The sequence below is a fragment of the Actinoplanes sp. TBRC 11911 genome (genome assembly GCF_012933445.1).
In the GTDB taxonomy this organism is placed as follows: domain Bacteria; phylum Actinomycetota; class Actinomycetes; order Mycobacteriales; family Micromonosporaceae; genus Actinoplanes.
In genome coordinates, this window is record NZ_JABBNC010000010.1 from 157,256 (window position 1) to 170,960 (window position 13,705).

The 13,705-nt window shown below is 69.9% G+C and carries 13 protein-coding genes and 1 tRNA gene; 11 read left to right on the plus strand and 3 right to left on the minus strand.

Annotation, left to right across the window (positions count from 1 at the left end):
• The first annotated feature begins 89 nt into the window (after nt 1-89).
• A complete protein-coding gene (locus tag HH310_RS16770; protein WP_169176481.1) occupies nt 90-446 on the plus strand; it encodes a hypothetical protein in 357 nt (118 codons plus the stop codon).
• Nucleotides 447-923: 477 nt separating this feature from the next.
• Here the strand turns inward: HH310_RS16770 and HH310_RS16775 are convergent.
• Nucleotides 924-1,019 (minus strand) — tRNA-Sec (locus HH310_RS16775).
• 43 nt (nt 1,020-1,062) lie between these two features.
• Here HH310_RS16775 and selD point away from each other — a divergent pair.
• The 10 genes from selD to HH310_RS16830 all read left to right on the plus strand — a co-directional run bounded on the left by selD (nt 1,063) and on the right by HH310_RS16830 (nt 11,951).
• Nucleotides 1,063-2,073, plus strand: a complete 1,011-nt coding sequence (selD, locus tag HH310_RS16780) for a selenide, water dikinase SelD (RefSeq protein ID WP_169176482.1) — start codon at nt 1,063-1,065, stop codon at nt 2,071-2,073.
• Complete coding sequence (tsaA, locus tag HH310_RS16785; protein WP_169176483.1) at nt 2,073-2,465, plus strand: tRNA (N6-threonylcarbamoyladenosine(37)-N6)-methyltransferase TrmO; 393 nt, start codon at nt 2,073-2,075, stop codon at nt 2,463-2,465. Before selD ends, tsaA begins: the two co-directional genes overlap by 1 nt.
• Entirely contained in the window at nt 2,465-3,052 is a 588-nt protein-coding gene (locus HH310_RS16790) for a pyridoxamine 5'-phosphate oxidase family protein (RefSeq protein WP_169176484.1), read from the plus strand. Before tsaA ends, HH310_RS16790 begins: the two co-directional genes overlap by 1 nt.
• 738 nt (nt 3,053-3,790) lie before the next feature.
• The gene (locus HH310_RS16795) at nt 3,791-4,480 is read left to right on the plus strand and encodes a hypothetical protein (RefSeq protein ID WP_169176485.1); all 690 of its coding nucleotides are present in this window, start codon (nt 3,791-3,793) and stop codon (nt 4,478-4,480) included.
• A gap of 155 nt (nt 4,481-4,635) precedes the next feature.
• The gene (locus HH310_RS43175; protein ID WP_312034150.1) at nt 4,636-4,923 is read left to right on the plus strand and encodes a transcriptional regulator; all 288 of its coding nucleotides are present in this window, start codon (nt 4,636-4,638) and stop codon (nt 4,921-4,923) included.
• Between the two features lie 111 nt (nt 4,924-5,034).
• Complete coding sequence (fdh, locus tag HH310_RS16810; protein ID WP_312034141.1) at nt 5,035-8,304, plus strand: formate dehydrogenase; 3,270 nt, start codon at nt 5,035-5,037, stop codon at nt 8,302-8,304.
• Entirely contained in the window at nt 8,291-9,298 is a 1,008-nt protein-coding gene (locus HH310_RS16815) for a 4Fe-4S dicluster domain-containing protein (protein ID WP_169176488.1), read from the plus strand. Before fdh ends, HH310_RS16815 begins: the two co-directional genes overlap by 14 nt.
• Nucleotides 9,295-10,239 (plus strand): NrfD/PsrC family molybdoenzyme membrane anchor subunit, encoded by a 945-nt coding sequence (gene nrfD, locus HH310_RS16820; RefSeq protein WP_169176489.1) that lies wholly within the window; start codon nt 9,295-9,297, stop codon nt 10,237-10,239. The genes HH310_RS16815 and nrfD overlap by 4 nt, the downstream gene beginning before the upstream one ends.
• Before the next feature lie 128 nt (nt 10,240-10,367).
• Entirely contained in the window at nt 10,368-11,198 is an 831-nt protein-coding gene (locus HH310_RS16825; RefSeq protein ID WP_248294091.1) for an AraC family transcriptional regulator, read from the plus strand.
• An 81-nt stretch (nt 11,199-11,279) separates the two neighbouring features.
• Nucleotides 11,280-11,951, plus strand: a complete 672-nt coding sequence (locus HH310_RS16830) for an SDR family oxidoreductase (protein ID WP_169176491.1) — start codon at nt 11,280-11,282, stop codon at nt 11,949-11,951.
• A gap of 35 nt (nt 11,952-11,986) precedes the next feature.
• Here the strand turns inward: HH310_RS16830 and HH310_RS16835 are convergent, their stop codons facing one another.
• Nucleotides 11,987-12,619 carry a hypothetical protein gene (locus tag HH310_RS16835; protein WP_169176492.1) on the minus strand — a complete coding sequence of 211 codons (633 nt, stop codon included), beginning with the start codon at nt 12,617-12,619 and terminating at the stop codon, nt 11,987-11,989.
• Between the two features lie 154 nt (nt 12,620-12,773).
• The gene (locus HH310_RS16840) at nt 12,774-13,679 is read right to left on the minus strand and encodes an AraC family transcriptional regulator (RefSeq protein WP_169176493.1); all 906 of its coding nucleotides are present in this window, start codon (nt 13,677-13,679) and stop codon (nt 12,774-12,776) included.
• Nucleotides 13,680-13,705 lie beyond the last annotated feature (26 nt).

Genomic DNA, 13,705 nt, shown 5'->3' on the forward strand with positions numbered 1-13,705 from the left:
CCTTCATCGCCGCGACGCGCGCGGGTGCGGAGCCCTTTGGACTAAGGGTGGTGTCCAGGGTCAGCGGTAGTTAGAGAATAATTCTGGTCGTGGCCAGTCTCGAAGAGCCTGAACAGCGAACCGCGGCGATGGAGGCCGAACCAATCGTTGTACGCCAGGAGGCCGCGGCCGACAGGGACACTGCCGAGCATCGCGCTGAGCTGAGCGGACACACTCGGGCGCTGTCAGCGCTGCGCAAAACTCAGCTCGAGCACTACGGCAAGCACAAAGCCGATGCTTCCGAAATCAAGTCAGGTCTTGCGCAGATCATCCGGCTGCTGGAAGGCCTGAGCGGTCCCGACTGCCCCGGGTTCGCGCCTCCACGAGCAGGGTCCCGCCACGCCGTGGAGGCGCTGGCTGCTTACTTGAACTTTGCCGACCAGCGCTGCAAGCTGCCCTCGCAATAGACCTCTCCGGGTCGGGGTCCGAATTCGCGTCGCTGCGCCTCGTCCCGCTATCCCACTATGTGGCGATCCCGGCCACATCCTGGGCTTTCTGGAGACCTTGGAGAGTTGCGCCCACATGCGAGCCCGAAGTATCCAAGGTCTACGAAACGTCGGGAAAACCGGCCGAACAAAGGGCGCGAAAGCGGAGAAAAGACGCTCCACTATGGACGCGTATCTCACATTGTGGACGCGCTGCCACGATGTGGTCGCCGGTCCCGTACAGCGGACACCGATCCCACATTATGGCCTCGGCCCCCTGAGCAGATATGGAGGGAGGGAAATCGAACCCGCCGGATGCCGGGGCCGCAATCGTATGCCCACTGACGTCGGGCTTTGGGTTGAGGAGCTTGAGCGCTGACAACGCAGCAATGGCCGCGGTCAGGAAGGCCCTCACGATGACGACTGAGCCATATGTGCACAGCTCATCCTGGAGCTGGCTGGCGGAGGCGGACGGGAATCGAACCCGCCCGGCCCGGATGCCGGGCCGCAACAGTTTTGAAGACTGCGAGGGGCACCAGCCACCTGAACGCCTCCACCAACCACCCTAACCGGGCTTGATCGTGGAAAAGTGGGGTGGGTGACGACTGCAGAGACGATTCGGCTGACCCAGTACGCGCACGGCGGCGGCTGTGCCTGCAAGATCCCGCCCGGGGAGCTGGAGACGGTGGTGTCCGGGCTGATCGGCGCCGAGCTGCCGCAGGGGCCCGGCGAGCTGCTGGTGGGTCTCGACGACGGGGACGACGCGGCGGTCGTGCGGATCCGCAACGGCACGGCGATCGTCGCCACGGCGGATTTCTTCACCCCGGTGGTCGACGACGCGTACGACTGGGGTCGCATCGCCGTGGCCAACGCCCTTTCCGACGTGTACGCCATGGGCGGCGAACCGGTGGTGGGGGTGAACCTGCTGTCCTGGCCGCGGGACGTGCTGCCGATGGAGCTGGCCGCCGAGGTGCTGCGCGGCGGGCTGGCGGTGGCGCGGGAGGCCGGCTGTCACGTCGCGGGCGGGCACAGCGTCGACGACCCGGAACCCAAGTACGGCATGGCGGTCACCGGGGTCGCCGACCCCGCCACGCTGATGCGCAACGACGCCGGCCGCGCGGGCATGCCGCTGACGCTGACCAAGCCGCTGGGCATCGGCGTGCTCAACAGCAGGCACAAGTCGACCGGCGAGGTGTTCGAACAGGCGGTGGCGGCGATGTCGGCGCTCAACAAGGCCGCCTCGGAGGCCGCCCTCGCCGCCGGGATCGGCTGCGCCACCGACGTCACCGGCTTCGGGCTGCTCGGGCATCTGCACAAGCTGGCCCGGGCCAGCGGCGTGACCGCCCGGATCGACGCGGCCGCGGTCCCCTACCTGGACGGCGCCCGTACCGCGCTGGCGGACGGTTTCGTCAGCGGCGGCACCCGCCGCAACCTCGACTGGGTGCGCCCGCACCTCGACCCGGGCACCGCGGACGAGGGCGAATTACTGCTGCTGGCCGACGCGCAGACCTCGGGCGGGCTGCTGGTGGCGGGCGAGCTGCCCGGCCATCCGGTGGTGGGTGAGCTGGTGCCCGCCCGGTCCGGCGGCGTGACCCTGGAGGTGCGGTGATGGAGCTCGTCGAGATCGGGCGCGTCGAGTCGCCGCTGACGGACCGGGCTGCCGCGCCCAAGCAGGGTGACGAGGGTGCGCCCGAGGCGTGGCTGCAATTCCATCAGCCGTACGCCGAGGGCCTGCGCGACATCATCGAGTGGCAGGACATGCTGGTCATCACGTGGCTGGACCGCGCCGTACGGGATGTGTTGTCGACGCGGCCGCGAGATGACCCGGACCGCCCGGAGACCGGGGTGTTCAGCACCCGCTCGCCGGACCGCCCGAATCCGCTGGGCCTGCACCGGGTGACCGTGCTGGAGATCGACGGCCTGCGGCTGCGGGTTTCCGGGCTGGAGGCGCTGGACGGGACGCCTATCGTGGACGTGAAGCCGTCGCTGGGGGAACGCTGATGGGCAAGACGTACGAAGCGATCTCGGGGCGGCTGCGCGACTTCATCGAGGCGCAGCCGATGTTCTTCACCGCCACCGCGCCGCTGACCGCGTCCGGCACGGTCAACCTGTCGCCCAAGGGGCTGACCGGGTCGTTCGTGGTTCTCGACGAGCTCACCGTGGCCTATCTGGATTTCGCCGGCAGTAACGCGGAGACCATCGCGCATCTGCGGGAGAACGGGCGGATCACGCTGATGTGGTGCGCGTTCCAGGGCCCGCCGAACATCGTGCGGGTGCACGGGCGCGGCGAGCCCGTGTTCCGCGACGATCCGCGCTGGGCCGGGCTGCTCGCACACTTCCCGTCGATCGACGCGTCGCTGCACGGGTTGCGGGCGATCATCGTCGTGCACGCCGAGCTGATCCGGGACACGTGCGGGTACGCCGTACCGCTGATGACCTATGACGGCGACCGTGACCTGCACGCCCGGCGGTTCGAGCGGGAGGACGACGAGTCACTCGGCGCGTACTTCGAGAAGAAGGAGCACGTGGCGACCAGTTTGGACGGTCTGCCGGGCCTGCCGCTGCCGCTGCCGCCGATGCGTTCCTAGAGAGGGTTTCCGGGTCGGGGTCCGAGTCCGCGTTGTTCCCAAGCCGGGCCGCGGCCGATCTCGATGCCGGACGGGCCGAGCAACCCGCAATAGTTCTGCGAGTCGCGGCCCGAGACTGGCATCCGCCGCCGACATGCCCGACGAGCCGCACATGTCTGCCGGTCGACGCGCAGCGTGCCTGGCGGGACGTGCTCCTCGTCCATCCATCCCACTATGTGGCGATCCCGACCACATTCTGGATTTCGTCGAGACCTTGGAAACTTGCGCCCATATGCGAGCCATAACTCTCCAAGGTCTACGAAACGACAGAGAAGGTGGCCGACCAAAGGCGGATGAAAGCGGCGGAAAGGCGCTCCACTGTGGATGCCATTCTCACGTTGTGGACCCGCTGCCACCATGTGGTCGCCAATCCCGCACAACGGACGCGCATCCCACATGATGGCGATGCACGGCGACGGCGGGTGCCGACTGACGCGACCTGCCCGGCGAAGCGCGGCAATGCCCACCCCGCGCTGCGATCCCGGTCGCCGGCCACGGCGCGGCAGCCACCGCGGCGGCCGTGCGACCGGTGACGCGCGGACCTCGCGGTACAGGTGGGACTGGTCGGCGTAGCCGCTCTCGGCCGCGACCCGGGCTGGCGTGCGACCGGCTCCACCCGCGCGTCGATGGCTGCCGGTCGTGGACGAATGTCGCTCGCGGGCACTAGCGGAAACAGGTTTGCTATGGAAACCTATTTGCATGACCACCGAATCGGTGCCCACCGGCGACCCCCGCCGGCTCCTGTCCGACGTGCGCACCCTCGCCCATCGGGTGCGCCTCGACCAACGCCTCACCTGGGTCGCGCTGCTGGTTCTGGCCGCGGTGACCTTTGCCGGGATCCCCGTCGACTGGTTCGGCATGCGGGTGCACTGCCGGCCCGACGGCAGCTGCGAATTCGCGCGCCGGGGCGTGCTCTACTACTGGCCGGCCGCACTCCTGATCGCCTATGCCACCATCGCGTTCTTCTACGTGCGGGCCGCGCGGGCGCGGGGCCTGGGTGCCCGGGTCCTGCCGTACGCGATCACCGGCGCCGTCACCACGGTCGTGTTCACCGCCGCGTGGGTGGCCGCCGCGCTGTACTTCCCGCGCCACCCGTTGCCGGACCAGCCGCTGCCGTACTGGGGGGTCGTGCTGGACCGGCTGCTCGCGCCGTGGGCCATGATCGGGGTCGCGCTGCTGGTGCTGGCCCGGCTGGAACGCAACGTCGCGCTGCTGCTGTTCGCCGCCGGCTACCTCGCGCTGGTGCTGCTGGTGCCGCCGATGAACGTGGCGTGGGGACCGCCCGGCTGGAACCTGCGGGCCGGGTTCGCGCTGCCGCAGATCGTCAACGGCGTCGTGCTCCTGCTCGGCGCGGCCGGCTTCGCGTTGGCCCGCCGGCGACACCGGTGACCGCCGTGACCGACACCCCCGACCCGGACGCACAGCCGGCCAACGGCAAACCCGCCCCGGACGCGCACCCAGTTGACGACACACCCGGCCCGGACGCGCACCCGGTCGACGACGCACCCGACCCGGACGCGCACCCGGTCAACGGCCTCGACGACGTGGTGCACCAGCGGGTCCGCCTGGGCATCCTGACCATCGCCCACGAGGCACGCCAGGTCGAGTTCGGATACTTGCGCACCCAGCTGGAACTCACCGCCGGCAACCTGTCCAAGCATCTCGGCGTGCTGGAGGCGGCCGGCCTGGTCGAGGTCGAGAAGGGCTACGCCGGCCGGCGCCCGCGCACCTGGATCACGCTCACCGCGCCCGGCCGGACCGCGCTCGCCCAGGAGATCGAACGCCTGAAACTGCTCATCACACGAGTCGAGACCACGCCGGCGGAAAAATGACGGTCACCCTCATCGCCGCGGACGCGGGCCGGGCGGAGGGGCCCGGAAAGTTATCCACAGAACAGAAATGACGCGGTGCGACCCCCGGCGACCTGGACTATGGTCGATCTCGTGGGCGTCAAGACATGGATCGAGGGCTGGCCGGTCTACCGGCAGCTGACGGGCACCGACCCGCTGGGCCGGGGCGCGGCGGCGCAGTCACCGCGGTCCAAGGCGCTGAGCCCGCGCACCGAGGAGGCCGACTCGGTCGCCAAGTCGATCTGCCCGTATTGTGCGGTCGGCTGCGGCCAGCGGATCTTCGTGAAGGACGGCAAGGTCATCCAGATCGAGGGCGACCCGGACAGCCCGATCTCGCGCGGCCGCCTGTGCCCGAAGGGGTCGGCGAGCAAGAGTCTGGTCACCAGCGACCGCCGGGTGAACAACGTGCTCTACCGCCGGCCGTACGGCACGGAGTGGGAGAGCCTCGATCTCGAGACGGCGATGGACATGATCGCCGACCGGGTCCTGACCGCCCGCAACCAGACCTGGGAGGACAACGCCGAGGACGGCCGCCCCCTCAACCGCACGCTGGGCATCTCGAGCCTGGGCGGCGCGACGCTGGACAACGAAGAGAACTACATCATCAAGAAGTTGTTCACGGCGATCGGCGCGCTCCAGATCGAGAACCAGGCGCGTATTTGACACTCCTCCACCGTCCCCGGTCTGGGGACCTCCTTCGGTCGTGGCGGCGCCACCACCTTCCAGCAGGATCTGGCCAACTCCGACTGCATCGTCATCATGGGCTCCAACATGGCGGAGGCCCATCCGGTGGGGTTCCAGTGGGTGGTCGAGGCGAAGCTGCGCGGCGCCAAGGTCATTCACATCGACCCGCGCTTCACGCGGACCAGCGCGCTGGCGCACACCTTCGTGCCGGTGCGCGCGGGCGCGGACATCGCCATCCTCGGCGGGGTGATCAACTACATCCTGACCAACGAGAAGGACTTCCGGGAGTATGTGCTGGCGTACACGAACGCGTCCACGCTCGTCAGCGAGGACTTCCGGGACACCGAGGACCTGGACGGCCTGTTCTCCGGCTACGACCCGGAGACGAATACGTACGACCAGTCCAGCTGGGCGTATCAGGGGCACGAGGAGGAGCTGGGCGGCACGACGCACACCGAGCGGGAGACCGCTGCCGGTCTGCAGCAGGAGTCGCACGGGCCGCCGATCCCCGGTGACGTGGCGCGCGACGACACCCTGCAGGACCCGCGCTGCGTCTACCAGGTGCTCAAGCGGCACTACGCGCGCTACACGCCTGAGGTTGTCGCGCAGATCTGCGGCGTACCGGAAGAGAAGTTTTTGGAGGTCTGCGAGGCCTGGACGCGGAACTCGGGCCGGGAGCGCACGACCGCATTGGTCTACTCGGTCGGCTGGACGCAGCACAGCGTCGGCGTGCAGTACATCCGCACCGGCGCGATCATCCAGTTGCTGCTGGGCAACATGGGGCGGCCGGGCGGTGGCGTAATGGCGTTGCGCGGGCACGCCAGCATCCAGGGCTCGACCGACATCCCGACGCTGTTCAACCTGCTGCCGGGCTACCTGCCGATGCCGACGTACGACCAGCACGAGACGTTCCGGGAGTGGGTCGACTCGATCCGCCATCCGGGGCAGAAGGGCTTCTGGGCCAACGCCGAGGCGTACGCGGTCAGTCTGTTGAAGTCGTATTTCGGCGACGCGGCGACCGCGGAGAACGACTGGGGGTACGGCTGGCTGCCCCGCATGACCGGCGACCACGGCACGTATCAGCAGGTCATGGACATGATCGACGGGAAGATCAAGGGCTACTTCCTGCTCGGGCAGAACCCGGCGGTCGGGTCCGCGCACGGGCGGGCGCAGCGGCTCGGCATGGCGAACCTGGACTGGCTGGTGGTCCGCGACCCGTACATGATCGAGAGCGCGACGTTCTGGAAGAGCGGCCCGGAGATCGCCACCGGCGAGATCAAGACCGAGGAGTGCCGGACCGAGGTCTTCTTCATGCCGGCCGCCTCGTACGCCGAGAAGGAGGGCACGTTCACCCAGACGCAGCGCATGCTGCAGTGGCGTGAGCAGGCCGTCGAACCGCCGGGCGACGCACGCAGCGAGCTGTGGTTCTTCTTCCACCTGGGCCGGCGCATCCGTGAGCGCCTGGCCGGCTCGACGCTGCCCCGCGACGAGGGCATCCTCAAGCTGGCCTGGGACTACCCGATGCACGGCGCGCGCGGCGACGAACCGGACGCCGCCGAGGTGCTCAAGGAGATCAACGGGTACGACCTGACCACCGGGCAGCTGCTCACCACGTTCAACCAGATGAAACCCGACGGGTCCACCTCGGGCGGCTGCTGGATCTACACGGGCGTGTTCGCGGACGGGGTCAACCAGGCCGCGCGCCGCCGGCCCGGTCAGGAGCAGAGCTGGGTCGCCCCCGAGTGGGGCTGGGCGTGGCCGGCGAACCGGCGCATCCTCTACAACCGCGCGTCCGCCGATCCGGACGGGCGCCCGTGGTCGGAGCGCAAGGCGTACGTCTGGTGGGACACCGAGAACAACGAGTGGACCGGCCACGACGTGCCCGACTTCGAGAAGACGAAGCCGCCGTCCTACCGGCCGCCCGAGGACGCGACCGGGGTGCAGGCGATCTCCGGCGACGACGCCTTCATCATGCAGGGCGACGGGAAGGGCTGGCTGTACGCGCCGAGCGGGCTGATCGACGGGCCGATGCCCACGCACTACGAGCCCGCCGAGTCACCGGCGCGTAATCCGCTCTACGGACAGCAGGCCAACCCGACCCGTAAGGTCTACGACCGGCCGGACAACCTGACCAACCCGAGCCCGCCGGAACGCCATTCCGAGATCTACCCGTACGTCTTCACCACCAGCCGTCTCACCGAGCACCACACGGCCGGCGGCATGAGCAGGCAGCTGCCCTATCTGGCGGAGCTGCAGCCGGAGATGTTCGTGGAGGTCTCGCCGCAGCTGGCCGCGGAACGAGGCCTGCACCATCTGGGCTGGGCGCACGTCATCACCGCGCGCACCGCGATCGAGGCCCGGGTGCTGGTGACCGATCGGCTGGTCCCGCTGCGCATCGAGGACCGCACGATCCATCAGATCTGGCTGCCCTACCACTGGGGCAACGAGGGCGTGGTGACCGGCGATTCGGCGAACGATCTGGTCGGCCTCGCGCTGGACCCGAACGTGCTGATCCAGGAGAGCAAGGTCGGCACCTGCGACATCCAGCCCGGCCGGCGGCCCATCGGTCCGGCGCTGCTGCGGTACGTTGCCGACTATCAGCAGCGGGCGGGCCTGGCCCCCGACCACCACACGCCGATCGTGACGACCAGCGAGGACGGGAACCATGGCGAGCAATAGCCTCTTCGGTCCGATCGACCCGGCCACCGACGCCGGCTACGAGGCCGCGCCGCCGCGCATGGGGTTCTTCACCGACACCTCGGTCTGCATCGGCTGCAAGGCGTGCGAGGTGGCCTGCAAGGAATGGAACCTGGTCCCGGACGACGGCTTCAACCTGCTCGGCCAGTCCTACGACAACACCGGCGGGCTGAGCGCGAACTCGTGGCGGCACGTGGCCTTCATCGAGCAGCCCGCACGGGCCCACACGACCATGCCGGCCGCGCCGCAGTCCAATGTGGCCGCCGCGCGCACCGACGTGCGGACCGGCACCGAGCCCGGGATCGGGCCCGCGGTCGACGCGCTCGCCGCCGCGGGCACGGCCGGCCCCGAGTTCCTCGGCATGCCGATGTCCGACCTGCCGGGCCGCTCCGGCGACGGGGAACGCACCGACTTCCGCTGGCTGATGATGTCGAATGTGTGCAAGCACTGCACGCACGCCGGATGCCTGGACGTCTGCCCGACCGGGTCGTTGTTCCGCACCGAGTTCGGCACGGTCGTGGTGCAGGAGGACATCTGCAACGGTTGCGGTTACTGCATTCCCGCTTGCCCGTACGGGGTGATCGATCGCCGCCAGGACGACGGCCGGGCCTGGAAGTGCACGCTGTGCTACGACCGCCTCGGCGACGGGCTGACCCCGGCCTGTGCGAAGGCGTGCCCGACCGAGTCGATCCAGTTCGGCGAGCTCGACGTGCTGCGCGAGCGCGCCGACGCCCGGCTGGCCACGTTGCAGGAGCAGGGCGAGACCACCGCCCGGCTGTACGGCGAGGACCAGGGCGACGGGGTCGGCGGCGACGGCGCGTTCTTCCTGCTGCTCGACGAGCCGGAGGTGTACGGGCTGCCGCCGGACCCGGAGGTGGCCACGAAGTATCTGCCGGACATGTGGAAACGAGCCGGGCTGGCCGCGCTGGGGATGGTGGCGTCCGCGGTCGTCGCGTTCGCGGGACGGCGTCGATGAGCCCCCGCGGCGGCGACCGGCCGATGGTGCCGAGGGCGCAGTTCCGGTCCTACTACGGCCGTCCGATCGTGCGGCCCGCACCGTGGCGCGAGGACGTCGCGGCGTACCTGTTCGCCGGTGGCCTGGCGGCGGGTTCGGCGCTGCTCGCGGCGGGCGGTCAGCTGACCGGCCGGCCGGCGATGCGTCGCGCGGGCCGGGCCGGCGCGATGGCCGGGACGCTCGCGAGCACGTACTTCCTGATCAACGACCTCGGCCGCCCGCAACGGTTCTACCACATGCTGCGGGTGTTCAAGCCGACCTCGCCGATGTCGGTGGGCACGTGGGTGCTGTCCGCGTTCGGCGCGGCGGCGGGTGCGGCCGCGGTCGCCGAGGCGGCGCCGATGCTGCCCAGGCGTGGCACGCTCGGCCTCGCGCGCCGGGTGCTGCCGCCGGTGGGGTCGGCCGCCGGGTACGCGGCCGCCGGGCTCGCCCCGGCACTGGCGACCTATACGGCGGTGCTGCTGGCCGATACCGCGACGCCGAGCTGGCACGTGGCGTACCCGGAACTGCCTTTCGTCTTCGCCGGCAGCGCCCTCGCCTCCGGTGCGGGCGTCGGGCTGATCGCCGGGCCGGAGACGCCGGCCAAGCGGATGGCGGTGCTCGGCGGCGGGCTCGAACTGCTCGGCATGCACCAGATCGAGACCGGCAAGGGCGTGCTCAGCGAGCCCTACCACCAGGGCCGGGCGGGCCGGCTGCTGCGGACCGGGCGCGCGCTGACGCTGGCCGGGATGGCCGGTGCCGCGCTCGGCGGCCGCAGCCGCGTCGTGTCCGCGTTGTCCGGCCTGTCGCTGCTGACCGCGTCCGCGCTGATGCGGTTCGGCATCTTCGAAGCGGGCATGCATTCCGCGCGCGACCCGAAGTACACGGTGCTGCCGCAACGGGACCGCCTCGAGAATCCGTGACCCGCCGCCGCCGGACTACTCTTGATGCCGTGCAGAGTGCGTACCTCTCCCACGACGATATCCACCGGCAGGCTCGCGAATGCGTCATTCCGGTGGTGGCGTATACCGGCGATGCCGGCACCGTTCGCATGACGGATCAGGATCTCAGTGGATCAATTGGTCTGACGCGATTGTCGACCACCGGTTCTTTCCGGAAGGTGCGGACCGCCCGTCTCGCGGCGACGTCCACCGGAAACGAGATGATGATTTTATCGGTGGGCCTGCGCGGTGACTTCCGTGCCCGTCAGGACGGATGGGACGCCTCGCTGAGCGCCGGGACCGCGGTTCTGTACCAGGCAGGCCACGAGTGGGAACTGCAGATGCGCGGGGACAGCCAGGCGCAGGTCCTGAGATTCTCCCGCGACGCGCTGCCGGCGGCGGCCCGAGACGTCGGCGACACCGGCCCCGGGCTGAGCACCCGCTCCCCGGCGACCGCCCTGCTGGGCCGCTATCTGCACCAACTGGACGCGTCCGCGGCCGGTCTCAGCCCGCGGCAGCGGGCCGACGCGGGCGAAGCGGCGATCGTGCTGCTCACCATGGCGCTGCGGGACACCCGGACGGCGATGCCCGATGCGTCCGATCCCGTGTTCCTGGATCTGCTGCAGGCCTACGTCCGCGATCATCTGGCGGATTCGCTCACCGTCGACGATCTCGCCCGTCTGCATCATGTCTCGGCGCGGCACATCTATCACCTTTTCGAACGCGCCGGCACGACACCCGGCGCCTATGTCCGCACGCTGCGGCTCGGGACGGCACGCGACATTCTGGCCGATCCGGCGCAGGCCGGGCTTTCGATAAAGCAGGTCGCGGCGATGACGGGTTTCCCCAACGTCCGCACTTTTTATCGCGCCTTCCAGCAGCGATTCGAGACGACGCCGGACGGTTTCCGGCACGACCACCGGCCGCCGTTTTCTGCATGACTTTCTCGTCGGCAGCGCCATTTCCTGCACGGATCGTCCGTCGCCTCGACCACGACGGCCGGCGGCCATAATTTTTCCGGCATGGACCTTTCCTCTTCGGTCGCTTTCATCACCGGCGCCAATCGCGGCATCGGCCGCCACTTCGCTACCCAGCTACTGGAACGCGGCGCCAAGGTGTACGCCGGCGTGCGCAACCCGGCCGCGTTCGACCTGACCGGCGCCATCGCGGTCGAGATGGACGTCACCGACCCGGCGGCCGTGCAACGCGCCGCCTCGACCGCCGGCGACGTCACGCTGCTCATCAACAACGCCGGCATCCTCACCCAGACCTCGCTGCTCACCGGCACGATGGACGAGATCCGTGCCGAGATGGAGTCGAACTACTTCGCCCAGCTCGCGGTGATCCGGGCCTTCGTACCGGTGATCGAGGCCAACGGCGGCGGGGCGATCCTCGACGTCCTCTCCGCGATGTCCTGGTACCACACGGTCAGCGAGGGCGCGTACGGCGCGGCGAAGGCGGCGAGCTGGGCCGCCGCCGACTCGCTGCGCCAGGAGCTCGAACCGCGCGGCATCACCCTGACCACCCTGCTCATGGGCTGGATGTTCACCGACCTCGCCGCCTTCGTCCCGGACGAGCTGAAGAGCGACCCGGGCCCGATCGCGAAGGCGGGACTGGACGGCGTCGCCGCGGGCGACAAGGAGGTCCTCGCCGACGGCCACGCGAAGCAGGCCAAGGCCCTTCTGTCCGCTTGACGGCAGGGCCGGGTGAAGGGGGGCTTCATCCGGCCCTACCGAGGGGCGTTCCACACCACGGCGTCGGCCTCGAAACCCTTGAACTTGATCACGCGGGTGATCGTGAGGCGTGCGACGTTGCCTTTGTCGGTGGCCACACACAACACGGTGCCGCGGTGGACGTCGGTGACCTCGGTGCTGCCACCGGCCAGCGCGCGATCCCGGCAGGCCGCGAATTCGGGCCGGCCGTCCCCGGTCCACTCGGCGATCCGGCTCCCCTGGTCGTAGTCGGTGACCGGCCCTTGAGTCTCCTCCATCGCGTTCACCCCGCCCGCGTGGACGTCGCCCTCCTCATCCACCGTAGTGCTGCGGGGCGGCACTTTGTCGAGGTCGGTCGAGGTGTCGAACTCGGCCCGGAACGTGATCGGCCCCTGCCACCTGACGGTTCCCTCCGGCGGCGCGGACGTCGCCGCGGAGGTGACCGGCACGGCGGCGGGGGTGCCCGGCACGCTCGCGGAGGCGACCGGCGTGGCCGCCGACACGGACACGGGTGCGGCGAGCGGTGGCGGGCTGTCGCCGGGCGTGGCCACCAGCTGGAGGATCGCCACCACCAGCGCGGCGGCCGCGAGCAACACACCGACGAACTGCCACCACGGACGGCCGTGCCACTTGGCCGCGGAATCGGTCATGTATGCAGTATCGATCACCATCGCTGTTGATGCGGTCCCGCTCGCCGGTTCCGGAACGGTGACCCTTTGCCACTGATATCCACGACGGCTGCGCGGCGAAGAGTCGCGGCCGGGAATTCCCCGAACGCGGTGCGGTGCTGGTTGGCGAAGCGGGTCAGGTCGTGAAGCCCCAGCGGCGGGCGATCGTACCGACCGTGTGCCGGGCGGGGTCGGCGGCGCTCAGCTCGGCGTGTGCCCGGGCGAGGCGTACCGAACGCAGGTATGCCATCGGGGCGACGCCGAGGTGGCGTCGGAAGCCCTCCTGCAGGGTGCGGACGCTGACGTGGCAGCGGCGGGCGATCTCGGCGGTGGTCAACGGCAGATGCGCCTCGGCCTCGATGATGTCGGTGGCGTCGCGTACGGCGGCGGGCCGGGCCGGTTCCGCGGGCCGCTCGAGGGCTTCGCGGTAGGCCGGACTGGCGATCATCAGGAACCCGCTGAGGACGGTCTCCACGAACGGCGCCGCGGCGACCGGTTGGTGCAGCACGCTGTCCGGGTCACCGAGTTGCGTGGTCAGTTGCCGCAGCAGCCGTAACCAGCTGCGGCCGTGCCCGGCGCGCACGTCGACGCTGGACGTGACCATGTCGCTCTGGCTGAGAAGGGTGTGGTCAAGGGTTCGTTCAACGGCGGCGCGGTCGATTTTCACCGCCAGGAGGTGCGTGCCGGCGGTCCAGTCGGTGACGACCGCCTCGCCGTCCGGCCGGTAGACCACGGCGGTCTGCGCCGCGGCGGCGTGGTCGACACCGCGGTGGCGGGCCCGGAAGCCGCCGGACAGCGGAATGTTGACGTGGTACCCGGTGCGGCCCTCGAAGAAGTCCATCCGGATGTCGGCGCCGGGCGTGGCGTCTGCGACGGTGATCGGCCCGGCCCGCACGATCTGACAGTCCGCAGCGAACGGCTGCCGCCCGCTCAGCTGGTTGACGGTGTGCGGGTAGAAGGCAGGCACCGAGCGGTCCAGCAACGCCTCGACCGAGGTCAAACGCGCCTGCGGGATCGCCGCGATGACAAATGGTCCGTCCACCGCGCAATGATGCCGTCTGCGCCGAA